The 24,087-nt window shown below is 56.1% G+C and carries 18 protein-coding genes, 4 tRNA genes and 2 rRNA genes (1 of these 24 only partly in view); all 24 read right to left on the bottom strand.

Annotated features, from left to right (window positions below):
* Positions 1-6: 6 nt before the first annotated feature.
* Complete coding sequence (gene rplC, locus PSAKL28_RS02560; RefSeq protein ID WP_028944484.1) at positions 7-642, bottom strand: 50S ribosomal protein L3; 636 nt, start codon at positions 640-642, stop codon at positions 7-9.
* Between the two features lie 80 nt (positions 643-722).
* The gene (rpsJ, locus tag PSAKL28_RS02555; RefSeq protein WP_003186070.1) at positions 723-1,034 is read right to left on the bottom strand and encodes a 30S ribosomal protein S10; all 312 of its coding nucleotides are present in this window, start codon (positions 1,032-1,034) and stop codon (positions 723-725) included.
* 143 nt (positions 1,035-1,177) lie between these two features.
* Entirely contained in the window at positions 1,178-2,371 is a 1,194-nt protein-coding gene (gene tuf / locus PSAKL28_RS02550; protein ID WP_010220303.1) for an elongation factor Tu, read from the bottom strand.
* Between the two features lie 30 nt (positions 2,372-2,401).
* Positions 2,402-4,549: an elongation factor G gene (fusA, locus tag PSAKL28_RS02545; protein WP_038606155.1), complete on the bottom strand. Its 2,148-nt coding sequence runs from the start codon at positions 4,547-4,549 to the stop codon at positions 2,402-2,404.
* Between the two features lie 30 nt (positions 4,550-4,579).
* Positions 4,580-5,050 carry a 30S ribosomal protein S7 gene (rpsG, locus tag PSAKL28_RS02540; protein ID WP_008089143.1) on the bottom strand — a complete coding sequence of 157 codons (471 nt, stop codon included), beginning with the start codon at positions 5,048-5,050 and terminating at the stop codon, positions 4,580-4,582.
* A 120-nt stretch (positions 5,051-5,170) separates the two neighbouring features.
* A complete protein-coding gene (rpsL, locus tag PSAKL28_RS02535) occupies positions 5,171-5,542 on the bottom strand; it encodes a 30S ribosomal protein S12 (RefSeq protein WP_003186084.1) in 372 nt (123 codons plus the stop codon).
* 210 nt (positions 5,543-5,752) lie between these two features.
* Positions 5,753-9,952 (bottom strand): DNA-directed RNA polymerase subunit beta', encoded by a 4,200-nt coding sequence (gene rpoC, locus PSAKL28_RS02530; RefSeq protein ID WP_028944941.1) that lies wholly within the window; start codon positions 9,950-9,952, stop codon positions 5,753-5,755.
* Between the two features lie 64 nt (positions 9,953-10,016).
* Positions 10,017-14,090, bottom strand: coding sequence for a DNA-directed RNA polymerase subunit beta (rpoB, locus tag PSAKL28_RS02525; RefSeq protein ID WP_038606152.1), 4,074 nt, complete (start codon positions 14,088-14,090; stop codon positions 10,017-10,019).
* A 219-nt stretch (positions 14,091-14,309) separates the two neighbouring features.
* Positions 14,310-14,675 carry a 50S ribosomal protein L7/L12 gene (gene rplL / locus PSAKL28_RS02520; RefSeq protein WP_007957596.1) on the bottom strand — a complete coding sequence of 122 codons (366 nt, stop codon included), beginning with the start codon at positions 14,673-14,675 and terminating at the stop codon, positions 14,310-14,312.
* A gap of 78 nt (positions 14,676-14,753) precedes the next feature.
* The gene (gene rplJ, locus PSAKL28_RS02515) at positions 14,754-15,254 is read right to left on the bottom strand and encodes a 50S ribosomal protein L10 (RefSeq protein WP_028944939.1); all 501 of its coding nucleotides are present in this window, start codon (positions 15,252-15,254) and stop codon (positions 14,754-14,756) included.
* A gap of 200 nt (positions 15,255-15,454) precedes the next feature.
* A complete protein-coding gene (gene rplA, locus PSAKL28_RS02510; RefSeq protein ID WP_038606147.1) occupies positions 15,455-16,150 on the bottom strand; it encodes a 50S ribosomal protein L1 in 696 nt (231 codons plus the stop codon).
* Positions 16,150-16,581, bottom strand: a complete 432-nt coding sequence (rplK, locus tag PSAKL28_RS02505; RefSeq protein WP_028944937.1) for a 50S ribosomal protein L11 — start codon at positions 16,579-16,581, stop codon at positions 16,150-16,152. The genes rplA and rplK overlap by 1 nt, the downstream gene beginning before the upstream one ends.
* Before the next feature lie 119 nt (positions 16,582-16,700).
* On the bottom strand, positions 16,701-17,234 hold the full coding sequence (gene nusG, locus PSAKL28_RS02500) for a transcription termination/antitermination protein NusG (protein ID WP_010220294.1): 534 nt from the start codon (positions 17,232-17,234) through the stop codon (positions 16,701-16,703).
* Between the two features lie 9 nt (positions 17,235-17,243).
* The gene (secE, locus tag PSAKL28_RS02495) at positions 17,244-17,612 is read right to left on the bottom strand and encodes a preprotein translocase subunit SecE (RefSeq protein WP_038606143.1); all 369 of its coding nucleotides are present in this window, start codon (positions 17,610-17,612) and stop codon (positions 17,244-17,246) included.
* A 45-nt stretch (positions 17,613-17,657) separates the two neighbouring features.
* Positions 17,658-17,733: transfer RNA gene (locus PSAKL28_RS02490), tRNA-Trp, on the bottom strand.
* Positions 17,734-17,786: 53 nt separating this feature from the next.
* The gene (tuf, locus tag PSAKL28_RS02485; RefSeq protein ID WP_010220303.1) at positions 17,787-18,980 is read right to left on the bottom strand and encodes an elongation factor Tu; all 1,194 of its coding nucleotides are present in this window, start codon (positions 18,978-18,980) and stop codon (positions 17,787-17,789) included.
* Between the two features lie 85 nt (positions 18,981-19,065).
* Positions 19,066-19,141: transfer RNA gene (locus tag PSAKL28_RS02480), tRNA-Thr, on the bottom strand.
* Between the two features lie 27 nt (positions 19,142-19,168).
* A tRNA-Gly gene (locus PSAKL28_RS02475) sits at positions 19,169-19,242 on the bottom strand.
* A gap of 23 nt (positions 19,243-19,265) precedes the next feature.
* A tRNA-Tyr gene (locus PSAKL28_RS02470) sits at positions 19,266-19,350 on the bottom strand.
* A 143-nt stretch (positions 19,351-19,493) separates the two neighbouring features.
* Positions 19,494-19,922 carry a hypothetical protein gene (locus PSAKL28_RS02465; protein WP_038606139.1) on the bottom strand — a complete coding sequence of 143 codons (429 nt, stop codon included), beginning with the start codon at positions 19,920-19,922 and terminating at the stop codon, positions 19,494-19,496.
* Between the two features lie 7 nt (positions 19,923-19,929).
* Positions 19,930-20,676 (bottom strand): pantothenate kinase, encoded by a 747-nt coding sequence (locus PSAKL28_RS02460; protein ID WP_038606137.1) that lies wholly within the window; start codon positions 20,674-20,676, stop codon positions 19,930-19,932.
* Positions 20,666-21,625 carry a bifunctional biotin--[acetyl-CoA-carboxylase] ligase/biotin operon repressor BirA gene (birA, locus tag PSAKL28_RS02455; RefSeq protein WP_038606134.1) on the bottom strand — a complete coding sequence of 320 codons (960 nt, stop codon included), beginning with the start codon at positions 21,623-21,625 and terminating at the stop codon, positions 20,666-20,668. The genes PSAKL28_RS02460 and birA overlap by 11 nt, the downstream gene beginning before the upstream one ends.
* A 223-nt stretch (positions 21,626-21,848) precedes the next feature.
* Positions 21,849-21,964: ribosomal RNA gene (rrf, locus tag PSAKL28_RS02450) — 5S ribosomal RNA — on the bottom strand.
* A gap of 139 nt (positions 21,965-22,103) precedes the next feature.
* Positions 22,104-24,087: ribosomal RNA gene (locus tag PSAKL28_RS02445) — 23S ribosomal RNA — on the bottom strand; it runs 906 nt beyond the window's last position.

The raw sequence follows: 24,087 nt of genomic DNA, 5'->3' as shown, positions 1-24,087 counted from the left end.
TTCCCCTTAACCGCGAGCCTTGGCAGCCGGACGCACAACCAGATCACCGCCAGTAGCGCCAGGAACGGCACCCTTGACCAGCAACAGATTGCGTTCAGCGTCGACGCGCACTACTTCCAGGGACTGAACGGTCACGCGCTCGGCGCCCATATGACCGGACATTTTCTTGCCCTTGAATACACGACCAGGAGTCTGGCACTGGCCGATAGAGCCCGGGACGCGGTGGGAAACGGAGTTACCGTGGGTGTTATCTTGACCGCGGAAGTTCCAGCGCTTGATGGTACCGGCAAAGCCTTTACCTTTCGACTGACCGGTAACATCTACCATTTGGCCAGCAGCGAAGATTTCTGCATTGATCAAGTCGCCAGCCTGGTAGTCGCCTTCTTCAAGACGGAACTCCCAGACACCGCGACCAGCGGCAACGTTCGCTTTAGCGAAGTGACCTGCTTGAGCAGCAGTCACGCGCGAAGCACGACGCTCACCAACAGTGACTTGCACTGCACGGTAGCCATCGGTTTCTTCGGTTTTGAACTGGGTGACGCGATTCGGCTCGATCTCAATGACCGTGACCGGAATGGAGACACCTTCTTCGGTGAAAATACGGGTCATACCGCATTTACGACCGACTACACCAATAGTCATGTTGTAAACCTCATGAGTGTACGGGGCTTTCACCCGCTATGGCCGCCCATTTCAGAGCGTTACACGACTAAGACCGTGTCTTAGCCGAGGCTGATCTGCACTTCCACACCGGCCGCAAGATCAAGCTTCATAAGAGCATCAACGGTTTTATCCGTTGGCTGGACGATGTCCAGAACGCGCTTATGAGTACGGATCTCGTACTGGTCACGCGCGTCTTTGTTGACGTGCGGGGAGACCAGAACGGTGAACCGCTCTTTACGGGTAGGCAGTGGAATTGGACCACGCACTTGAGCACCAGTACGTTTCGCGGTTTCCACGATTTCCTGGGTGGATTGGTCGATCAGGCGATGGTCGAAAGCCTTCAACCTGATACGGATTTGCTGATTTTGCATTGGATTTCAGACTCCAGGCTGCTATTCCCACCGGGCGCACTACGCCCGTTAAAAGGAGGCGTGATTCTATAGACGCCCCTATTGGGTGTCAACCCAATAAAAAAAGCCCCCGCTGAGCGGGGGCTTTTTCAACCTATCGAGAATTACTCGATGATTTTGGCTACGACGCCAGCGCCGACGGTACGACCGCCTTCACGGATAGCGAAACGCAGACCATCTTCCATTGCGATGGTTTTGATCAGAGTGACAGTCATCTGGATGTTGTCACCTGGCATTACCATTTCAACGCCTTCTGGCAGCTCGCAGTTACCGGTCACGTCAGTAGTACGGAAGTAGAACTGTGGACGGTAGCCTTTGAAGAACGGAGTATGACGGCCGCCTTCTTCCTTGCTCAGAACGTAAACTTCTGCGGTGAACTTGGTGTGCGGCTTAACCGAACCTGGCTTGACCAGAACCTGACCACGCTCAACGTCGTCACGCTTGGTGCCACGCAGCAGAACGCCGCAGTTCTCGCCAGCACGACCTTCGTCCAGCAGCTTGCGGAACATCTCAACACCGGTGCAGGTGGTGGTGGTGGTGTCACGCAGACCAACGATTTCCAGGGCGTCCTGAACGCGGACGATACCACGCTCGATACGACCGGTAACAACGGTACCACGACCCGAGATCGAGAATACGTCTTCGATTGGCATCAGGAACGGCTTGTCGATAGCACGCTCAGGCTCTGGGATGTAGCTGTCCAGAGTCTCAACCAGCTTCTTGACAGCGGTGGTGCCCATTTCGTTGTCGTCTTTGCCTTCCAGCGCCATACGAGCCGAACCGATGATGATCGGAGTGTCGTCGCCTGGGAAGTCGTAGGTGGACAGCAGGTCGCGAACTTCCATCTCGACCAGTTCCAGCAGCTCAGCGTCGTCTACCAGGTCAGCCTTGTTCAGGAAGACCACGATGTACGGAACGCCAACCTGACGGGACAGCAGGATGTGCTCACGGGTTTGCGGCATCGGACCATCGGCGGCCGAGCAAACCAGGATCGCGCCGTCCATCTGGGCAGCACCGGTGATCATGTTTTTCACGTAGTCAGCGTGACCTGGGCAGTCAACGTGAGCGTAGTGACGAATGTTCGAGTTGTACTCGACGTGCGCGGTGTTGATGGTGATACCGCGAGCTTTCTCTTCTGGAGCCGAGTCGATCTTGTCGAACTCAACAACGGCCGAACCGAAAACTTCGGAGCAGACGCGGGTCAGAGCAGCAGTCAGAGTGGTTTTACCGTGGTCAACGTGACCGATGGTGCCAACGTTGACGTGCGGAAGGGAACGATCAAATTTTTCTTTAGCCACGACAGTGAACCTCTTGCCTAAAGGGCTGGATTAGCCTTGTTTTTTAACGAGTGCTTCGACGATATTCGACGGAGCTTCGGCGTATTTGGAGAATTCCATGGAGTAGCTCGCGCGACCCTGAGACATGGAACGAACGTCGGTCGCATAACCGAACATCTCTCCGAGCGGAACTTCAGCACGGACAACCTTGCCGGACACCGAATCTTCCATACCCTGGATCAGACCACGACGACGGTTCAGGTCACCCATCACGTCACCCATGTAGTCCTCAGGGGTCACAACTTCTACCTTCATGATCGGCTCAAGCACCTTACCGCCGCCTTTGGCTGCGAGTTGCTTGGTCGCCATGGAAGCGGCCACCTTGAACGCCATCTCGTTCGAGTCGACGTCGTGGTAGGAACCATCAAACACGGTTGCCTTCAGGCCGATCAGCGGATAGCCGGCAACGATGCCGTTCTTCATCTGCTCTTCGATACCCTTCTGGATCGCCGGGATGTATTCCTTAGGAACCACACCACCTACAACTTCGTTGGTGAACTCCAGGCCTTCGGTGATGTTGCCTTGTGCGTCCACTGATGGCTGCGAGAAGCGAATCCAGCAGTGACCGAACTGACCACGACCACCGGACTGACGAACGAACTTACCTTCGATCTCGACGTTGTCCTTGGTGATCTGCTCGCGGTAGGAAACCTGCGGCTTACCGATGTTGGCTTCGACGTTGAACTCGCGCTTCATGCGGTCAACGAGGATGTCCAGGTGAAGCTCGCCCATACCCGAGATGATGGTCTGGCCGGTTTCTTCATCGGTCTTGACGCGGAACGACGGGTCTTCCTGAGCCAGCTTGCCCAGTGCAATACCCATCTTCTCCTGGTCCTGCTTGGTCTTCGGCTCAACAGCTACCGAGATCACAGGCTCCGGGAAGTCCATACGCTCGAGGATGATCGGCTTGTCGGCGTTGCACAGGGTGTCACCGGTGGTGACGTCCTTCATGCCGATCAGAGCAGCGATGTCGCCTGCCAGTACTTCTTTGATTTCTTCACGCTGGTTGGCGTGCATCTGCACCATACGACCAACGCGCTCTTTCTTGCCCTTGACCGAGTTGATCACGGAGTCGCCGGACTGCAGCATACCCGAGTAAACGCGGACGAAGGTCAGAGTACCAACGAACGGGTCGGTGGCAATCTTGAACGCCAGAGCCGAGAACGGCTCGTTGTCGTCTGCATGACGCTCGTCGTAGTCTTCTGCAACCAGCTCGTCTTTCGGCTTCTCGATCAGGTCAGGGTGGATACCCTTGATCGCAGGAATCTCGGTCGGAGCAGGCAGGAAGTCGATAACAGCGTCGAGAACCAGAGGAACGCCCTTGTTCTTGAAGGAAGAACCGCAGACAGCCGGAACGATCTCGCTGGCCAGGGTGCGCGCACGCAGACCGGCTTTGATTTCTTCGACCGACAGCTCACCTTCTTCAAGGTACTTGTTCATCAGCTCTTCGTTGGCTTCTGCAGCGGCTTCGACCATGTTGGCGCGCCACTCTTCAGCCAGGGCCTGCATATCGGCAGGAATTTCTTCCTCGCGATAGGTGGTGCCCTTGTCGTCGTCGTTCCAGTAGATAGCCTTCATCTTGATCAGGTCGACCTGACCCTGGAAGTTATCTTCCGAACCGATGGCCAGCTGAACAGGAACCGGGGTGTGACCCAGACGGTTCTTGATCTGACCTACGACGCGCAGGAAGTCAGCACCGGCACGGTCCATCTTGTTCACGTAAACAACACGTGGAACGCCGTACTTGTTGGCTTGACGCCATACGGTTTCGGACTGCGGCTCAACGCCGGAGGTACCGCAGAATACAACGACCGCGCCGTCGAGTACGCGCAGCGAACGTTCTACTTCAATGGTGAAGTCAACGTGGCCAGGGGTATCGATGACGTTTACGCGGTATTTGCCGTACTGGCCACGGGAACCTTCCCAGAAAGTGGTAACAGCAGCGGAGGTAATGGTAATACCCCGCTCCTGCTCCTGCACCATCCAGTCGGTGGTCGCGGCGCCGTCATGCACCTCGCCCATTTTGTGGCTCAGACCTGTGTAAAACAGGATCCGCTCGGTAGTGGTAGTTTTGCCCGCGTCAACGTGCGCGCAAATACCAATGTTACGGTAGCGGTTGATTGGTGTAGTACGAGCCATAGAGCCCTCGCAAAAATAGTGATGCCTGAATTAGAAGCGGTAGTGCGAGAACGCTTTGTTGGCTTCGGCCATACGGTGTACGTCTTCACGCTTCTTGACTGCAGCACCTTTGCCTTCAGCAGCATCCAGCAGCTCGCCAGCCAGGCGCAGGGCCATGGACTTCTCGCCACGCTTGCGGGCGTAGTCTACCAACCAGCGCATTGCCAGAGCGTTACGACGGGAAGGACGAACTTCAACAGGAACCTGGTAAGTGGCACCGCCAACACGGCGCGACTTAACTTCGACCAGCGGAGCGATGGCGTCGAGAGCTTTCTCGAAGATTTCCAGGGGATCGCTGTTCTTGCGTTCTTTAACCTTGTCCAGTGCACCGTAAACGATACGCTCGGCAACGGCTTTCTTGCCGCTTTCCATAACGTGGTTCATGAACTTGGCGAGGATCTGGCTTCCGTATTTTGGATCGTCCAGAATCTCACGCTTGGCTGCTACACGACGTCTTGGCATTGATAAGCCCTCAAACGGTCTTCAGGTTAGCCCGGGACAGTGAACCCAAAGGGTGCGTGCCCGACCTTACTCTTATCGACTCAATAAAATTGATAACTGCAAACTGCAACAAACGGCCGATTACTTCGGACGCTTGGTACCGTACTTCGAACGACCTTGGTTACGACCTTTAACACCGGAGGTATCCAGGGAGCCGCGAACGGTGTGGTAACGAACACCTGGCAAGTCTTTTACACGACCGCCACGGATCAGTACGACGCTGTGCTCTTGCAGGTTGTGGCCTTCACCGCCGATGTACGAGGAAACCTCGAAACCGTTGGTCAGACGCACACGGCATACTTTACGCAGTGCCGAGTTAGGTTTTTTCGGCGTAGTGGTGTACACACGGGTGCACACGCCACGACGTTGCGGGCAGTTCTGCAGCGCAGGAACGTCGGATTTCTCGACGATACGCTTACGCGGCTGACGTACCAGCTGGTTGATAGTTGCCATCTACTAGCTCCACTGTTGTCTTGCGACGCTATTGTCTTGCAAGAAAAGCAAAAATTGGCAGGACGGAGTCCCACCAAATTTAGGGGTACAAGAGTCTAAAGAGGATCTTGTCCCCAGTCAAGACGAGGCCCCAGCCTCCCTCCTCCAGTCATCGGCAACATTTTATGTCGCCAATGACCGGATCGGGTCAGCCAGGGCCCTGTCCTACTTTCAGTTACCGCTGGAGTTCAGCGCTTCGGTCAGTGCGGCTTCCACCTCACTGGCACTTACGCGCAGCGGCTTGTCAGCATCACGGCGACGCTTGCGCTCGCTGTGGTATGCCAGACCGGTACCGGCCGGGATCAGACGACCCACGACCACGTTTTCTTTCAGGCCGCGCAGGTAATCGCGCTTGCCGGTTACCGCCGCTTCGGTCAGTACGCGAGTGGTTTCCTGGAAGGAAGCCGCCGAGATGAACGATTCGGTGGACAGCGAGGCCTTGGTGATACCCAGCAGTACACGAGTGAACTTGGAGACAAACTTGTCTTCAGCGCTGAGACGCTCGTTCTCTACCAGTACCTGGGTCAGTTCCATCTGGTCGCCCTTGATGAAGCTGGAGTCACCCGATTCAGCGATCTCAACTTTACGCAGCATCTGACGCAGGATGGTCTCGATGTGCTTGTCGTTGATCTTCACGCCTTGCAGACGGTAAACGTCCTGGATCTCGTTGACGATGTACTTGGCCAGCGCGCTGACACCCAGCAGACGCAGGATATCGTGCGGATCGCTTGGACCGTCGGAGATAACTTCGCCGCGGTTCACTTGTTCGCCTTCGAAGACGTTCAGGTGACGCCACTTCGGAATCAGCTCTTCGTACGGATCGCTACCGTCGTTCGGGGTGATGACCAGACGGCGCTTGCCCTTGGTCTCTTTACCGAAGGCGATGGTGCCGCTGACTTCAGCCAGAATCGAGGCTTCTTTCGGACGACGGGCTTCGAACAGGTCGGCAACCCGTGGCAGACCACCGGTGATGTCACGGGTCTTCGACGTTTCTTGCGGGATACGCGCGATAACGTCACCGACACCGATCTGGGCACCGTCAGCCACACCAACCAGGGCGTTCGCCGGCAGGAAGTACTGAGCCGGTACGTCGGTACCTGGCAGCAGCAGATCCTTGCCATTGGCGTCGACCATCTTGATTGCAGGACGGATTTCCTTACCTGCAGCCGGACGATCTTTGACGTCCAGAACTTCAATGTTGGTCAAACCAGTCAATTCGTCAGTCTGACGCTTGATGGTGATGCCTTCTTCCATGCCCACGAAGGTCACGGTACCTTTCATTTCGGTAACGATCGGGTGGGTGTGCGGGTCCCACTTGGCGACGATTGCGCCAGCGTCGACCTTGTCGCCTTCCTTCACCGAAATCACGGCGCCGTAAGGCAGCTTGTAACGCTCACGCTCACGACCGAACTCGTCGGCAATCGCCAACTCACCGGAACGCGATACGGCAACCAGGTTACCGTCGGCACGCTCAACCTGTTTCAGGTTGTGCAGACGCACCATACCGCCGTTCTTCACCTGGACGCTGTCGGCAGCCGAGGTCCGGCTTGCAGCACCACCGATGTGGAACGTACGCATGGTCAGCTGGGTACCCGGCTCACCGATCGACTGAGCAGCGATAACGCCGACAGCTTCACCGATGTTCACCTGGTGACCGCGAGCCAGGTCACGACCGTAGCACTTGGCGCAGATACCGTAGCGGGTTTCGCAGCTGATCGGCGAACGCACGATCACTTCGTCGATGCTGTTCAGCTCGATGAATTCAACCCACTTCTCGTCGACCAGGGTACCGGCCGGAACGATAACGTCGTCGGTGCCTGGCTTGAACACGTCACGGGCGATAACACGACCCAGTACACGCTCACCCAGCGGCTCTACAACGTCGCCGCCTTCAATGTGCGGCGTCATCAGCAGGCCCTGCTCGGTACCGCAGTCGATCTCGGTAACAACCAGATCCTGGGCAACGTCTACCAGACGACGGGTCAGGTAACCGGAGTTCGCGGTTTTCAACGCGGTATCCGCCAGACCTTTACGAGCACCGTGAGTCGAGATGAAGTACTGGAGTACGCTCAGACCTTCACGGAAGTTCGCAGTAATTGGCGTCTCGATGATCGAGCCGTCCGGCTTGGCCATCAGACCACGCATACCGGCCAGCTGACGAATCTGAGCTGCCGAACCCCGGGCACCGGAGTCAGCCATCATGTACATCGAGTTGAAGGACTCTTGCTCGACTTCGTCGCCATTGCGGTCGATGACCTTCTCTTTCGAGAGGTTGGCCATCATCGCCTTGGAAACTTCGTCGTTCGCCTTGGACCACAAGTCGATGACTTTGTTGTACTTCTCGCCCTGAGTTACCAGGCCGGAGGCGTACTGGCTCTCGATCTCTTTCACTTCGTCGGTAGCAGTACCGATGATGCGGGCTTTCTCATCCGGGATAACGAAGTCGTTAACACCGATGGAAACGCCGGAGATGGTCGAGTAGGCAAAACCGGTGTACATCAGCTGGTCAGCGAAGATCACGGTCTCTTTCAAACCAACCACGCGGTAGCACTGGTTGATCAGCTTGGAGATCGCCTTTTTCTTCATTGGCTGGTTGACCACGTCGTACGACAGACCTGGTGGTACAACCTGGAACAGCAGAGCACGGCCGACAGTGGTGTCGACAATACGGGTGTTCTTGACGCTGCCGCCATCACGATCGTTGACGGTTTCGTTGATACGAACCTTGATCTTGGCGTGCAGGGCAGCTTCGCCGGCGCGGAATACGCGGTCGACTTCCTGCAGGTCGGCGAATACGCGACCTTCACCCTTGGCGTTGATGGCTTCACGGGTCATGTAGTACAGACCCAGTACAACGTCCTGCGACGGAACGATGATTGGCTCACCGTTGGCTGGCGACAGGATGTTGTTGGTCGACATCATCAGCGCGCGCGCTTCGAGCTGGGCTTCCAGCGTCAGCGGCACGTGAACGGCCATTTGGTCACCGTCGAAGTCGGCGTTGTACGCGGCACAGACCAACGGGTGCAGCTGGATAGCCTTACCTTCGATCAGTACTGGTTCAAAGGCCTGGATACCCAGACGGTGAAGGGTCGGTGCACGGTTGAGCAGCACCGGGTGTTCGCGAATCACTTCGGCGAGAACGTCCCAAACCTCTGGCAGCTCGCGCTCGACCATCTTCTTGGCAGCCTTGATGGTGGTCGCCAGACCACGCATTTCCAGCTTGCCGAAAATGAACGGCTTGAACAGCTCGAGCGCCATTTTCTTCGGCAGACCGCACTGGTGCAGACGCAGGGTCGGACCTACGGTAATTACCGAACGGCCAGAGTAGTCAACACGCTTACCGAGCAAGTTCTGACGGAAACGACCTTGCTTACCCTTGATCATGTCGGCCAGGGATTTCAGAGGACGTTTGTTCGAGCCGGTGATGGCACGACCACGACGGCCGTTATCCAGCAAGGCATCGACCGCTTCCTGCAGCATGCGCTTTTCGTTGCGCACGATGATGTCCGGCGCGGACAGGTCGAGCAGGCGCTTCAGACGGTTGTTACGGTTGATCACCCGACGATACAGGTCGTTCAGGTCGGAAGTCGCGAAGCGACCGCCATCCAGCGGAACCAATGGACGCAGATCTGGCGGCAGAACCGGCAGAACGGTCAGGACCATCCACTCAGGCAGGTTGCCCGAGCCCTGGAAGGCTTCCATCAGTTTCAGACGCTTGGACAGCTTCTTGATCTTGGTTTCCGAGTTGGTCTGCGGAATCTCTTCGCGCAGGCGACCGATCTCGTGCTCCAGGTCGATAGCGTGCAGCAGCTCGCGGACAGCTTCGGCACCCATACGGGCGTCGAAGTCATCGCCGAACTCTTCCAGCGCTTCGAAATACTGCTCATCGTTGAGCAGCTGACCTTTTTCCAGAGTGGTCATGCCCGGATCGATAACGACATAGCTCTCGAAGTAGAGAACGCGCTCGATATCACGCAGGGTCATGTCCATCAGCAGGCCGATACGCGACGGCAGCGATTTCAGGAACCAGATGTGGGCAACTGGAGAGGCCAGCTCGATGTGCGCCATGCGCTCACGACGAACCTTGGCCAGGGCGACTTCAACGCCGCACTTCTCACAGATAACGCCACGGTGCTTCAGGCGCTTGTACTTACCGCACAGGCACTCGTAGTCCTTGACTGGGCCAAAGATCTTGGCGCAGAACAGGCCGTCACGCTCAGGTTTGAACGTACGGTAGTTGATGGTTTCCGGCTTTTTAACTTCACCGAACGACCACGAACGGATCATCTCAGGCGAGGCCAATCCGATACGGATGGCGTCGAACTCTTCGACTTGACCCTGGTTTTTCAGCAAATTCAGTAGGTCTTTCAAGGCCTTTCCTCCTGGCGGAGCAGGGAGCGGGCTTTTCAGCCACGCTCCCGATTCGCGTCACGTGTTATTCGGTTTCCAGATCGATATCGATACCGAGCGAACGGATCTCTTTGATCAACACGTTGAAGGACTCGGGCATGCCCGGCTCCATACGGTGATCGCCGTCCACGATGTTTTTGTACATCTTGGTCCGACCGTTCACGTCGTCCGACTTCACTGTGAGCATTTCTTGCAGGGTGTATGCCGCGCCGTATGCTTCCAGCGCCCACACTTCCATCTCCCCGAAACGCTGACCACCGAACTGCGCCTTACCACCCAGCGGCTGCTGGGTAACCAGGCTGTAAGAACCAGTGGAACGCGCGTGCATCTTGTCGTCCACCAAGTGGTTCAGCTTGAGCATGTACATGTAACCAACGGTCACTGGACGCTCGAACTTGTTACCGGTACGGCCGTCGAACAGCTGCATCTGACCGCTTTCTGGCATGTCTGCCAGTTTCAGCATGGCCTTGATTTCGCTTTCCTTGGCGCCGTCGAAGACTGGAGTGGCCATTGGCACACCGCCTTTGAGGTTCTTCGCCAGATCCAGGATTTCCTGGTCGGAGAAGTCTTCCAGGCTTTCCTGACGACCACCGATCTCGTTGTAGATCTCGGTGAGGAACTTGCGCAGTTCAATGACCTTGCGCTGCTCTTCGAGCATGCGGTTGATCTTCTCGCCCAGACCTTTGGCCGCCAGGCCCAGGTGGGTTTCGAGGATCTGACCAACGTTCATACGCGATGGTACACCCAATGGGTTGAGTACCACGTCAACTGGCGTACCGTTGGCGTCGTGCGGCATGTCTTCGACCGGCATGATCACCGAGACCACACCCTTGTTACCGTGACGACCGGCCATCTTGTCGCCCGGCTGGATGCGGCGACGGATTGCCAGGTAGACCTTGACGATCTTCAGTACGCCCGGTGCCAGGTCATCGCCCTGCTGCAGCTTGCGCTTCTTGTCTTCGAACTTGTCGTCCAGCAGACGGCGACGATCAACGATGTAGGCCTGGGCCTTCTCGAGTTGTTCGTTCAGCGCGTCTTCGGCCATGCGCAGCTTGAACCACTGGCCGTGCTCCAGACCGTCCAGCACTTCGTTGGTGATCACAGTGCCTTTCTTCAGGCCTGCACCACCATCGACGACCTGGCCGTTCAGGGCAGAACGCAGACGCTCGAAGGTTGCGCCTTCAACGATACGGAACTCTTCGTTCAGGTCCTTGCGGATCTCGTCGAGCTGCATCTTCTCGATGGACAGCGCACGGCTGTCACGCTCAACGCCGTCACGGGTGAAGACCTGTACGTCGATGACAGTACCTTTGGTGCCGGTAGGCACGCGCAGGGAAGTGTCTTTAACGTCGCTGGCCTTCTCACCGAAGATCGCGCGCAGCAGCTTCTCTTCTGGCGTCAGCTGGGTTTCGCCTTTTGGCGTGACCTTGCCGACCAGAATGTCGCCAGCGCCTACTTCAGCACCCACGTAAACGATACCGGCTTCGTCCAGCTTGTTCAGCGCAGCTTCACCGACGTTCGGAATGTCCGCGGTGATCTCTTCTGGGCCAAGCTTGGTGTCACGGGCCACACAGGTCAGTTCCTGGATGTGGATCGTGGTGAAGCGGTCTTCCTGAACCACACGCTCGGACAGGCAGATGGAGTCTTCGAAGTTGAAGCCGTTCCACGCCATGAACGCGATACGCATGTTCTGACCCAGTGCCAGTTCACCCATATCGGTGGACGGGCCGTCGGCCATGATGTCGCTACGCTGAACCACATCACCTTTGCTCACCAGCGGACGCTGGTTAATGCAGGTGTTCTGGTTCGAACGGGTGTACTTGGTCAGGTTGTAGATGTCGACACCGGCTTCACCGGTTTCAACTTCGTCATCGGCAACGCGAACCACGATACGGCTGGCATCGACGGAATCGATCACGCCACCACGACGAGCCACGACGCAAACGCCGGAGTCACGGGCAACGTTACGCTCCATGCCGGTACCGACCAGCGGCTTGTCAGCACGCAGGGTTGGTACAGCCTGACGCTGCATGTTCGAACCCATCAACGCACGGTTGGCGTCGTCGTGCTCGAGGAACGGAATCAGCGACGCTGCAACCGAAACTACCTGTTTCGGCGAAACGTCCATCAGGGTGACGTCTTCCGGCGCCTTGACGGTGAATTCGTTCAGGTGACGAACGGCTACCAACTCGTCGATCAGTTGCTTCTTCTCGTTCATCGCGGCCGAAGCCTGAGCGATGACATGATCAGCTTCTTCGATCGCCGACAGGAACACGATGTCGTCGGTGACAACACCCTCTTTAACCACACGGTACGGGCTTTCCAGGAAACCGTACTGGTTGGTGCGGGCATAGGCCGCCAGGGAGTTGATCAGACCGATGTTCGGACCTTCAGGGGTCTCGATCGGGCACACACGGCCGTAGTGGGTCGGGTGTACGTCACGGACTTCGAAGCCTGCACGCTCACGGGTCAGACCACCAGGGCCGAGTGCGGAGACACGACGCTTGTGGGTGATCTCGGAGAGCGGGTTGTTCTGGTCCATGAACTGCGAGAGCTGGCTGGAGCCGAAGAACTCTTTCACCGCCGCCGCAACCGGCTTGGCGTTGATCAGGTCCTGAGGCATCAGGCCTTCGCTTTCTGCCATCGACAGACGCTCTTTGACCGCACGCTCAACACGCACCAGGCCAACGCGGAACTGGTTCTCGGCCATCTCGCCGACGCAACGAACGCGACGGTTACCGAGGTGGTCGATGTCGTCGACGATGCCTTTGCCGTTACGGATATCGACCAGGGTCTTGAGGACCTCGACGATGTCTTCCTTGCTCAGCACGCCCGAACCTTCGATTTCGGTGCGACCGATACGACGGTTGAACTTCATGCGACCAACGGCCGACAGGTCGTAACGCTCGGCGCTGAAGAACAGGTTGTTGAACAGGGTCTCGGCAGCATCCTTGGTTGGCGGCTCGCCAGGACGCATCATCCGGTAGATTTCGACCAGCGCTTCCAGCTGATTGCTGGTGGAGTCGATCTTCAGGGTATCGGAGATGAACGGACCGCAATCGATGTCGTTGGTGTACAGGGTCTCGATGCGGACAACCTGAGCCTTGGCGATCTTGATCAGCAGCTCGGTGTTCAGCTCGGTGTTGCACTCGGCCAGGATTTCGCCGGTAGCCGGGTGCACGATGGCCTTGGCGGTGGTGCGGCCCAGGACGTATTCCATAGGAACGTCGAGCTGTTTGACGCCGGCTTTTTCCAGCTGGTTGATGTGACGAGCGGTAATACGACGACCTTGCTCGACAATCACCTTGCCGGTTTCGTCATGGATATCCATGACCGCAATCTCACCGCGCAGGCGCTGAGGCACCAGCTCCAGGCTCAGGCTCTCGCCCGACACGTGGAAAACGTTGGTGGTGTAGAAAGCGTTGAGCACTTCTTCAGTGCTGTAGCCCAGCGCGCGCAGCAGTACCGAGGCAGGCAGCTTGCGACGACGGTCGATACGGACGAATACACAGTCTTTCGGATCGAATTCGAAGTCCAGCCACGAACCGCGGTAAGGAATGATCCGCGCCGAGTACAGCAGTTTGCCAGAGCTGTGCGTTTTGCCGCGGTCGTGATCGAAGAACACGCCCGGCGAACGGTGCAGCTGGGAAACGATAACACGCTCGGTACCGTTGATTACGAAGGTACCGTTTTCAGTCATCAGGGGGATTTCACCCATGTAGACTTCTTGCTCTTTGATGTCCTTGATCGCTTTGTTCGACGATTCTTTGTCGAAAATGATCAGGCGGACTTTTACCCGCAGCGGTACCGCGTAGGTCACGCCGCGCAGTACGCATTCTTTGACATCAAAAGCCGGTTCGCCCAGACGATAGCCAACGTACTCCAGGGCAGCATTGCCGGAGTAGCTGATGATCGGGAAAACCGATTTGAAGGCCGCATGCAGGCCCACGTCGCGGAACTGATCTTTGGTCGCTCCCGCTTGCAAGAATTCACGATACGAATCCAGCTGGATGGCCAGGAGGTAAGGCACATCCATGACGTCCGGCAACTTGCTAAAGTCCTTGCGGATACGTTTTTTCTCAGTGTATGAGTAAGCCATCAGCGTTCCCCAGCTTGGTCACCTGCTTGTTTGGCTTCTCCCGACGGGAGCAGCCAGAAAATCGTGCAAACCCCATGGTTTGCGCCACCATCGTTGGTGGTTACAGCTCGTTATCGGCGCCGACCTGGTCAGCTGCCAATAACGGAAAAAGGCCGGTGGCAAGAGCCACCAGCCATCAGCCGTTTGCTTAGCGCTCGGGCTGGAGTCGCAAAGTCGAAATTACTTGAGTTCGACTTTAGCGCCTGCTTCTTCCAGCTTCTTCTTGGCGTCTTCAGCGGCTTCTTTCGAAACGCCTTCAGCGACAACCTGAGGAGCGCCGTCAACTTTCTCTTTGGCTTCTTTCAGGCCCAGACCGGTCAGTTCACGAACGGCCTTGATCACGTTGACTTTCTTCTCGCCGGCTTCAACCAGAACTACGTTGAATTCGGTTTGCTCTTCAACAACGGCAGCGGCAGCAGCTGGGCCAGCAGCGGCAACAGCAGCGGTAACGCCGAAGGTTTCTTCCATTGCTTTGATCAGCTCAACAACTTCCAGAACGGTTTTCTGGCCGATTGCTTCGATGATTTGCTCGTTAGTCAGAGACATGACTTAAATCCTGTATTGGGGTGACAGCCTACGCAGCTATCAAATTAAACGTATGATTTCGAAAGGGCTTTCTGTGCCTTAGGCAGCAGTAGCTTCTTTCTGGTCGCGAATAGCTGCCAAAGTACGAGCCAGCTTGCTGGTAGCGCCTTGGATCACGCTCATCAGCTTCGCGATAGCTTCGTCGCGGGTCGGCAGGGTAGCCAACACGTCGATTTCGTTAGCGGCAAGGAACTTGCCGTCGAACGCAGCTGCCTTGATCTCGAACTTGTCCTGACCCTTGGCGAACTCTTTGAACAGACGAGCAGCAGCGCCCGGGTGTTCGTTGGAGAATGCGATCAGGGTCGGGCCGGTGAAGGCGTCGTTGAGGACACTGAATTCAGTGTCAGCAACAGCGCGCTTGAGCAGGGTGTTACGTACGACACGTACGTATACGCCAGCTTCACGAGCCTCTTTACGGAGTCCGGTCATTGCGCCTACAGTCACACCACGGGCATCAGCCACGACAGCGGACAGAGCGACTTTGGCAGCCTCGTTGACTTCAGCGACGATGGCCTTCTTGTCTTCGAGTTTAATTGCCACGGGTAAAACTCCTGCTTGTTACCGTTTCATCTGGCCGAAGCCGGATGTCGTTTTGGTGTCTGATTCGGTAAGGAACCGGGAGCACCATCTGCGTAGGCTTGAGGTTTAAGGCTTGCGCCGCCTACGGTCTTGGATAGCCCCCGCCAGGCAGGGACCCCAATTTTTTCAAGCGGACGCGATTACTCGCGCCGGCTTTTGTCTTACGCGTTCAGCGAGCTCTGGTCGATGACCAGACCTGGGCCCATAGTAGTGCTCAGGGTAACGCGCTTAACGTAGATACCTTTCGAGGAAGCTGGCTTGATACGCTTCAGATCAGCGATCAGGGCTTCAACGTTTTCCTTCAGCTTGCCAGCTTCAAAGCCGACTTTGCCAACGGAGGTGTGGATGATACCGTTTTTGTCGGTGCGATAACGAACCTGACCAGCCTTGGCGTTTTTGACCGCGGTGGCTACGTCTGGAGTTACGGTACCGACTTTCGGGTTAGGCATCAGGCCGCGAGGACCCAGAACCTGACCCAGCTGACCTACAACACGCATTGCGTCCGGGGAAGCAATAACAACGTCATAGTTCAGGTCGCCGCCTTTCATTTCGGCAGCCAGATCGTCCATACCTACACGGTCAGCGCCGGCAGCCAAAGCGGCCTCAGCAGCTGGACCCTGGGTGAAGACGGCAACACGTACGGTCTTGCCAGTGCCGTGTGGCAGCACGGTAGCGCTACGAACGACCTGGTCGGATTTACGCGGATCAACGCCGAGGTTGACAGCAACGTCGAAGGATTCGCTGAACTTCACGGTGGACAGTTCGGCCAGCAGCACTGCTGCGTCTTCGAAGTTGTAGACTTTGCCAGCTTCGATTTTCGAAGCAATGGCCTTTTGGCGCTTGGTCAGCTTAGCCATTACACACCCTCCACGTTGAGGCCCATGCTGCGAGCAGAACCGGCGATGGTACGCACGGCTGCTTCCATGTCAGCGGCAGTCAGATCAGCATTTTTGGTTTTTGCGATCTCTTCCAGCTGAGCACGGGTCACAGTACCGACTTTAACGGTGTTCGGACGTGCGGAACCGCTGGTCAGGCCAGCTGCTTTCTTCAGCAGAACCGAAGCAGGGGTGCTTTTGGTTTCGAAGGTGAAGCTGCGGTCACTGTAAACAGTGATGATCACAGGAGTCGGCAGACCGGCTTCTTGACCCTGAGTACGGGCGTTGAAGGCCTTGCAGAATTCCATGATGTTCACACCGTGTTGACCCAGTGCTGGACCAACGGGTGGGCTTGGGTTGGCCTGGCCGGCCTTTACTTGCAGCTTGATGTAAGCCTGAATCTTCTTAGCCATGAGCTACTCCAATATCGGGTACGAACGCCAGATGGCTCCCCGGATTACTTACGTTTTATCCCAGTGACGACAAAACCCCGCAGCACATAGGGCTGCGGGGTATGGGATGCTTTGTTCGGCTAGACCTTTTCGACCTGGCTGAACTCAAGCTCTACCGGGGTAGAGCGACCGAAAATAAGCACGGCCACTTGGATCCGGCTCTTCTCGTAGTTAACTTCTTCAACGGTACCGTTGAAATCAGCAAACGGGCCATCGATAACGCGGACCACTTCACCCGGCTCGAACAGCGTTTTCGGCTTGGGCTTGTCGCTGCCATCAGCAACGCGACGCAGAATGGCTTCAGCCTCTTTATCAGTGATTGGCGCAGGCTTGTCTGCAGTACCACCGATGAAGCCCATGACACGAGGGGTATCCTTGACCAAGTGCCAAGTACCTTCGTTCATGTCCATTTGCACCAGGACATAGCCAGGGAAGAACTTACGTTCGCTCTTGCGCTTCTGGCCATTACGCATCTCAACCACTTCTTCAGTGGGGACCAGAATTTCGCCGAAGCCGTCTTCCATGCCAGCCAGCTTTACGCGCTCGATCAGCGAGCGCATTACATGCTTCTCGTAACCCGAGTAAGCATGCACAACATACCAACGCTTAGCCACGGGACACCCTTAGCCAACAATCAAGGAAATCAACCAACCGAGCAGGGAGTCGAGACCCCACAGCAGCAACGCCATAACCAGAACAACCGCCACTACGATGAGCGTGGTTTGCATGGTCTCTTGACGGGTTGGCCATACGACTTTACGAATCTCGGTGCGAGCTTCCTTCACAAGCGTAAAGAACGACTTGCCTTTGGCGGTCTGCAGGGCGATAAAGCCAGCAACAGCAGCCAGAACGAGCAGTGCGAGTACGCGATACAGAATCGGCGAAGCGGAGTAATAAAGGTTACCCACGACACCAACGACCACCAAAGCGACAACAGCCAGCCACTTGAGCAGATCAAAACGAGAGTCTTGGGCTTCAGCCTTGGGAGTCATCTAGGAAGATCCTGTGAAAAGAAAGCCAGACACACGAGGTGAATCTGGCAGGTCAGGAGGGAATCGAACCCCCAACCTACGGTTTTGGAGACCGTCGCTCTGCCAATTGAGCTACTGACCTAAAAGCTTATCAGGCCGGCCATTATGCCGACCTGATCGAGAGAAATCAACTACTTATTCGATAATCTTTGCTACGACGCCAGCACCGACGGTACGACCGCCTTCACGGATAGCGAAACGCAGACCATCTTCCATTGCGATGGTTTTGATCAGAGTGACAGTCATCTGGATGTTGTCACCTGGCATTACCATTTCAACGCCTTCTGGCAGCTCGCAGTTACCGGTCACGTCAGTAGTACGGAAGTAGAACTGTGGACGGTAGCCTTTGAAGAACGGAGTATGACGGCCGCCTTCTTCCTTGCTCAGAACGTAAACTTCTGCGGTGAACTTGGTGTGCGGCTTAACCGAACCTGGCTTGACCAGAACCTGACCACGCTCAACGTCGTCACGCTTGGTGCCACGCAGCAGAACGCCGCAGTTCTCGCCAGCACGACCTTCGTCCAGCAGCTTGCGGAACATCTCAACACCGGTGCAGGTGGTGGTGGTGGTGTCACGCAGACCAACGATTTCCAGGGCGTCCTGAACGCGGACGATACCACGCTCGATACGACCGGTAACAACGGTACCACGACCCGAGATCGAGAATACGTCTTCGATTGGCATCAGGAACGGCTTGTCGATAGCACGCTCAGGCTCTGGGATGTAGCTGTCCAGAGTCTCAACCAGCTTCTTGACAGCGGTGGTGCCCATTTCGTTGTCGTCTTTGCCTTCCAGCGCCATACGAGCCGAACCGATGATGATCGGAGTGTCGTCGCCTGGGAAGTCGTAGGTGGACAGCAGGTCGCGAACTTCCATCTCGACCAGTTCCAGCAGCTCAGCGTCGTCTACCAGGTCAGCCTTGTTCAGGAAGACCACGATGTACGGAACGCCAACCTGACGGGACAGCAGGATGTGCTCACGGGTTTGCGGCATCGGACCATCGGCGGCCGAGCAAACCAGGATCGCGCCGTCCATCTGGGCAGCACCGGTGATCATATTCTTCACGTAGTCAGCGTGACCCGGGCAGTCAACGTGAGCGTAGTGACGAATGTTCGAGTTGTACTCGACGTGCGCAGTATTAATGGTAATACCACGAGCCTTCTCTTCTGGAGCACTGTCGATCTTGTCGAATTCGACGACGGCCGAACCGAAAACTTCGGAGCAAACGCGAGTCAGCGCTGCGGTCAGCGTGGTCTTGCCATGGTCAACGTGACCAATGGTGCCAACGTTCACGTGCGGCAGACTACGATCGAACTTTTCCTTAGCCATCGAGACAATCCTCAGCAAGAAGAAATAAGCAAGTTAATACGACCATTAAAACAAAGGCAGATATTTTCATATCTGCCTTGTTATATGGAGCTCTTGAGCGGATTTGAACCGCTGACCTCACCCTTACCAAGGGTGTGCTCTACCAACTGAGCTACAAGAGCGTAACACTATGCAACAACCGCAAAACTTGGAGCGGGTAGCGGGAATCGAACCCGCATCATCAGCTTGGAAGGCTGAGGTTCTACCACTAAACTATACCCGCGGAGCTTGCAGCTCTCGCTAAAATGGTGGAGGGGGAAGGATTCGAACCTTCGAAGTCGTAGACGTCAGATTTACAGTCTGATCCCTTTGGCCGCTCGGGAACCCCTCCTGAGCTGGGCGGCATTTTCAACTCTTGCCGTCCTACTGTCAAGCTTTTTCTCATTAAAATCTTGAGGTTAGCTAATTTGACAGCTGCTTCTCAGTTTTGCCACTTAGTGGTCATCCCTGTGAAGCGGGCGCCATTCTATCAAGCTATTCGCCAGTTGCAATACCCCTGCACAACATTATTTTATGTTTTAAGTCTTTGAAATCATGGGAAAGTGTTCCGAGCAGGGTTTGGTCCAGCAAACGCTGGCTCTGCGGCGCTATCTGCAACCACAGGCCGGTCGCATCTCCGAGGCGACCAACCACCGGAATGGCAGCCACATCCAGGCTAAGCAGGCGCTGGCGCAAGGCATCGAGCTGCTCCTGAGTGTTCATGCCACCGACATAAAGACACTCCTGACCACGCTCGGGAGTTTGTTTACCCGGATGAGACTCGCTCAACAGGCGAATATCCTGCTGATTACCCTTGTACAGCGATAGCGGTGCGACCTCTTTGACCTTCAAGGGCGCCTCCTGCTGATGCCAGACGTAATAGACGCCGTTAAGCACCACCAACAACAGAAACAACCAACGCATAGTCACCTCAATCCAGAGGACAGGCCATGGCCAGACCTACAAATACCAGGTCCGGCACCACTCGGGCATTCGGCGCAGCCTCTTGCACCAGGGGCGCATCACCTCCGGTCAGCAATACGGTGAAATTTTCACCCCACAAGGCTTTTGCATGATCGAGCTGGGAACGAACGAAACCCTGGAGCATATGCACACAGCCGCGCTCAACCGCCTCTACTGTTGAGCGCCCGGGCGCCATGCTCGACAAAGCGCGCTCGGCCGAGGCATCGTCATATCGAATACGACGGGTATGGGTGCGCAACTGGCTGCGCATCAACGGCATGCCAGGACAGATGAAGCCCCCCAGGTGCTCGCCATCTGCAGCAACAAAGTCCGCCTTGGCCGCAGTACCAAAATCCATGACCAGGCACGCACCTTTGGCCAACCGATAAGCCCCCAGCACTGCAAGCCAGCGGTCCAGCCCCAGACGCTCGAAGTCTTCATAACCATTGCGCACGCCACCCACCTCCTGAGCGGGCTGCGCAACAAGTACGTCAAACCCGAAGCGCTGGGCCAACAGCGCCGATAGCGCTGTAGTTTCTTCTTCACTGCGCACGCTGACCAGACGACCACGCTGAGGCGGCTGGGGCAACGCCGCGACTGCTGTCAGCAGTGCCTGATCGGAGTCGACCACACCTCCAGCAACGATAGATGCATCAGCGCTGCGGATAACGCGCCATTTGATGAAGCTGTTACCGCAATCGAGCTCAAGAATCATCACGCAACCTCAAACTGAGCTCACCACCACTGAAGCTCTTCTCTACGCCATCGACCTCAAGGCGCAATGCACCCTGGCCGTCGATACCCAATACCACACCGTCGACCTTGTTGACTCCGGCAATCAAGGACACCGCCCTCCCCTGCCATAGGTGCGCCTGCTCCCACTCAGACTGGAATGCGGCGAAACCGGCCTGCCGATGCCGCTCAAGGTCGAGCTGCAGATTGTGGTTGAGCCTGGCGACCAACAGATTGCGATCGATGGCCGCGCCCGTCTCGCGACGCACAGAGGTCCATTGCTGGTCGACCTCAGTCGTAGCCTGCATGTTCACATTGATGCCAATACCCAATACCACGTGGCAGACATCAGCGGGATCGCCAACCAACTCCAGCAGGATACCGGCAATCTTTTGATTATTGACCAGGACGTCGTTCGGCCACTTCAAACCAGCATCAGCCACACCGAAAGTCTGCAGCGTACGCATGACTGCAAGCCCCACCACCAGGCTCAAGCCCTCAAGCTGACGCATGCCGCCTTCAATACGCAGCACCAGGCTGTAATAGAGGTTCTCAGCAAACGGACTGACCCACTGACGCCCACGCCGGCCGCGTCCTGCCGTCTGGCGCTCGGCCAGCACCAGAAAGGGGGCAGCCTGACCTTCAGTGATTGCGCGTAAAGCCTGGGCATTGGTGGAATCAATAGAGTCGAATATCAGCGCAGGCCAGTGCTCACCCTGCGAGCGCTCAGCAATAGCCGATTCCTCTAGCAGGAACAGCGGTGCGGCCAACTGATAGCCGCGGCCACGCACTTTATGAATGGGCAGATTCAACTCGGCCTCGAGGTGCTGTAACTGTTTCCAGACAGCACTACGACTTACGCCAAGGGCGACCCCCAGGTCCTGCCCGGAATGGAACCGGCCATCCTTGAGGAGCTTCAACAACTTCAGCATGCCAATCTCGACTCGTAATGAGGCTGGCATGATAGCTATGCAGGTAGGGATTGCATAGAAAACTGATGGGTTTGAGGCACCTGGATCGCGTTGTGGCCTATCGCGGATAAATCCGCTCCTACAGATCACCCCGACCCTGTAGGAGCGGATTCATCCGCGATTGCCACGGCCGGAAAAGACAAAACCCCTACCTGCATACGCAGATAGGGGTTTCGGAATTTAATCTTGACGATGACCTACTCTCACATGGGGAAACCCCACACTACCATCGGCGATGCATCGTTTCACTGCTGAGTTCGGGATGGGATCAGGTGGTTCCAATGCTCTATGGTCGTCAAGAAATTCTGTTGCCAGAAGGTCTTGTTCAGACACTCCAGCGAATTGGGTATGTGACGATTGTGAGTCGCAAACTTTCGGTTCGTTTCGTCTTCACAACACCGCAATCTGGTCATTTCGACGCAAATTGCTTGGGTGTTATATGGTCAAGCCTCACGGGCAATTAGTATTGGTTAGCTCAACGCCTCACAGCGCTTACACACCCAACCTATCAACGTCGTAGTCTTCGACGGCCCTTCAGGGAGCTCAAGGCTCCAGTGAGATCTCATCTTGAGGCAAGTTTCCCGCTTAGATGCTTTCAGCGGTTATCTCTCCCGAACATAGCTACCCGGCAATGCCACTGGCGTGACAACCGGAACACCAGAGGTTCGTCCACTCCGGTCCTCTCGTACTAGGAGCAGCCCCTCTCAAATCTCAAACGTCCACGGCAGATAGGGACCGAACTGTCTCACGACGTTCTAAACCCAGCTCGCGTACCACTTTAAATGGCGAACAGCCATACCCTTGGGACCGGCTTCAGCCCCAGGATGTGATGAGCCGACATCGAGGTGCCAAACACCGCCGTCGATATGAACTCTTGGGCGGTATCAGCCTGTTATCCCCGGAGTACCTTTTATCCGTTGAGCGATGGCCCTTCCATACAGAACCACCGGATCACTAAGACCTACTTTCGTACCTGCTCGACGTGTCTGTCTCGCAGTCAAGCGCGCTTTTGCCTTTATACTCTACGACCGATTTCCGACCGGTCTGAGCGCACCTTCGTACTCCTCCGTTACTCTTTAGGAGGAGACCGCCCCAGTCAAACTACCCACCATACACTGTCCTCGATCCGGATAACGGACCTGAGTTAGAACCTCAAAGTTGCCAGGGTGGTATTTCAAGGATGGCTCCACGCGAACTGGCGTCCACGCTTCAAAGCCTCCCACCTATCCTACACAAGCAAATTCAAAGTCCAGTGCAAAGCTATAGTAAAGGTTCACGGGGTCTTTCCGTCTAGCCGCGGATACACTGCATCTTCACAGCGATTTCAATTTCACTGAGTCTCGGGTGGAGACAGCGCCGCCATCGTTACGCCATTCGTGCAGGTCGGAACTTACCCGACAAGGAATTTCGCTACCTTAGGACCGTTATAGTTACGGCCGCCGTTTACCGGGGCTTCGATCAAGAGCTTCGCGTTAGCTAACCCCATCAATTAACCTTCCGGCACCGGGCAGGCGTCACACCCTATACGTCCACTTTCGTGTTTGCAGAGTGCTGTGTTTTTAATAAACAGTCGCAGCGGCCTGGTATCTTCGACCGGCATGAGCTTACGGAGCAAGTCCTTCACCCTCACCGGCGCACCTTCTCCCGAAGTTACGGTGCCATTTTGCCTAGTTCCTTCACCCGAGTTCTCTCAAGCGCCTTGGTATTCTCTACCCAACCACCTGTGTCGGTTTGGGGTACGGTTCCTAGTTATCTGAAGCTTAGAAGCTTTTCTTGGAAGCATGGCATCAACCACTTCGTCGCCTAAAGGCAACTCGTCATCAGCTCTCGGCCTTAAGATCCCGGATTTACCTAAGATCTCAGCCTACCACCTTAAACTTGGACAACCAACGCCAAGCTGGCCTAGCCTTCTCCGTCCCTCCATCGCAATAACTAGAAGTACAGGAATATTAACCTGTTTTCCATCGACTACGCTTTTCAGCCTCGCCTTAGGGACCGACTAACCCTGCGTCGATTAACGTTGCGCAGGAAACCTTGGTCTTTCGGCGTGGGAGTTTTTCACTCCCATTGTCGTTACTCATGTCAGCATTCGCACTTCTGATACCTCCAGCAAGCTTCTCAACTCACCTTCACAGGCTTACAGAACGCTCCTCTACCGCGTCACCTAAGTGACACCCGTAGCTTCGGTGCATGGTTTGAGCCCCGTTACATCTTCCGCGCAGGCCGACTCGACTAGTGAGCTATTACGCTTTCTTTAAAGGGTGGCTGCTTCTAAGCCAACCTCCTAGCTGTCTAAGCCTTCCCACATCGTTTCCCACTTAACCATGACTTTGGGACCTTAGCTGACGGTCTGGGTTGTTTCCCTTTTCACGACGGACGTTAGCACCCGCCGTGTGTCTCCCATGCTCGGCACTTGTAGGTAT

Source organism: Pseudomonas alkylphenolica (assembly GCF_000746525.1).
GTDB classification, from domain to species: Bacteria; Pseudomonadota; Gammaproteobacteria; order Pseudomonadales; family Pseudomonadaceae; genus Aquipseudomonas; species Aquipseudomonas alkylphenolica.
Note: the sequence above shows the minus strand (reverse complement) of the source record. Positions and strands in the feature narration are given on the sequence as shown.

Excerpts from the sequence above, each read along its gene's own strand:
- rplC (WP_028944484.1), bottom strand. The coding sequence starts at position 642 with ATGACTATTGGTGTAGTCGGTCGTAAATGCGGTATGACCCGTATTTTC.
- rpsJ (WP_003186070.1), bottom strand. The coding sequence starts at position 1,034 with ATGCAAAATCAGCAAATCCGTATCAGGTTGAAGGCTTTCGACCATCGC.
- fusA (WP_038606155.1), bottom strand. The coding sequence starts at position 4,549 with ATGGCTCGTACTACACCAATCAACCGCTACCGTAACATTGGTATTTGC.
- rpsG (WP_008089143.1), bottom strand. The coding sequence starts at position 5,050 with ATGCCAAGACGTCGTGTAGCAGCCAAGCGTGAGATTCTGGACGATCCA.
- rpsL (WP_003186084.1), bottom strand. The coding sequence starts at position 5,542 with ATGGCAACTATCAACCAGCTGGTACGTCAGCCGCGTAAGCGTATCGTC.
- rpoB (WP_038606152.1), bottom strand. The coding sequence starts at position 14,090 with ATGGCTTACTCATACACTGAGAAAAAACGTATCCGCAAGGACTTTAGC.
- rplL (WP_007957596.1), bottom strand. The coding sequence starts at position 14,675 with ATGTCTCTGACTAACGAGCAAATCATCGAAGCAATCGGCCAGAAAACC.
- rplA (WP_038606147.1), bottom strand. The coding sequence starts at position 16,150 with ATGGCTAAGCTGACCAAGCGCCAAAAGGCCATTGCTTCGAAAATCGAA.
- rplK (WP_028944937.1), bottom strand. The coding sequence starts at position 16,581 with ATGGCTAAGAAGATTCAGGCTTACATCAAGCTGCAAGTAAAGGCCGGC.
- secE (WP_038606143.1), bottom strand. The coding sequence starts at position 17,612 with ATGACTCCCAAGGCTGAAGCCCAAGACTCTCGTTTTGATCTGCTCAAG.
- tuf (WP_010220303.1), bottom strand. The coding sequence starts at position 18,980 with ATGGCTAAGGAAAAGTTCGATCGTAGTCTGCCGCACGTGAACGTTGGC.
- PSAKL28_RS02465 (WP_038606139.1), bottom strand. The coding sequence starts at position 19,922 with ATGCGTTGGTTGTTTCTGTTGTTGGTGGTGCTTAACGGCGTCTATTAC.
- PSAKL28_RS02460 (WP_038606137.1), bottom strand. The coding sequence starts at position 20,676 with ATGATTCTTGAGCTCGATTGCGGTAACAGCTTCATCAAATGGCGCGTT.
- birA (WP_038606134.1), bottom strand. The coding sequence starts at position 21,625 with ATGCTGAAGTTGTTGAAGCTCCTCAAGGATGGCCGGTTCCATTCCGGG.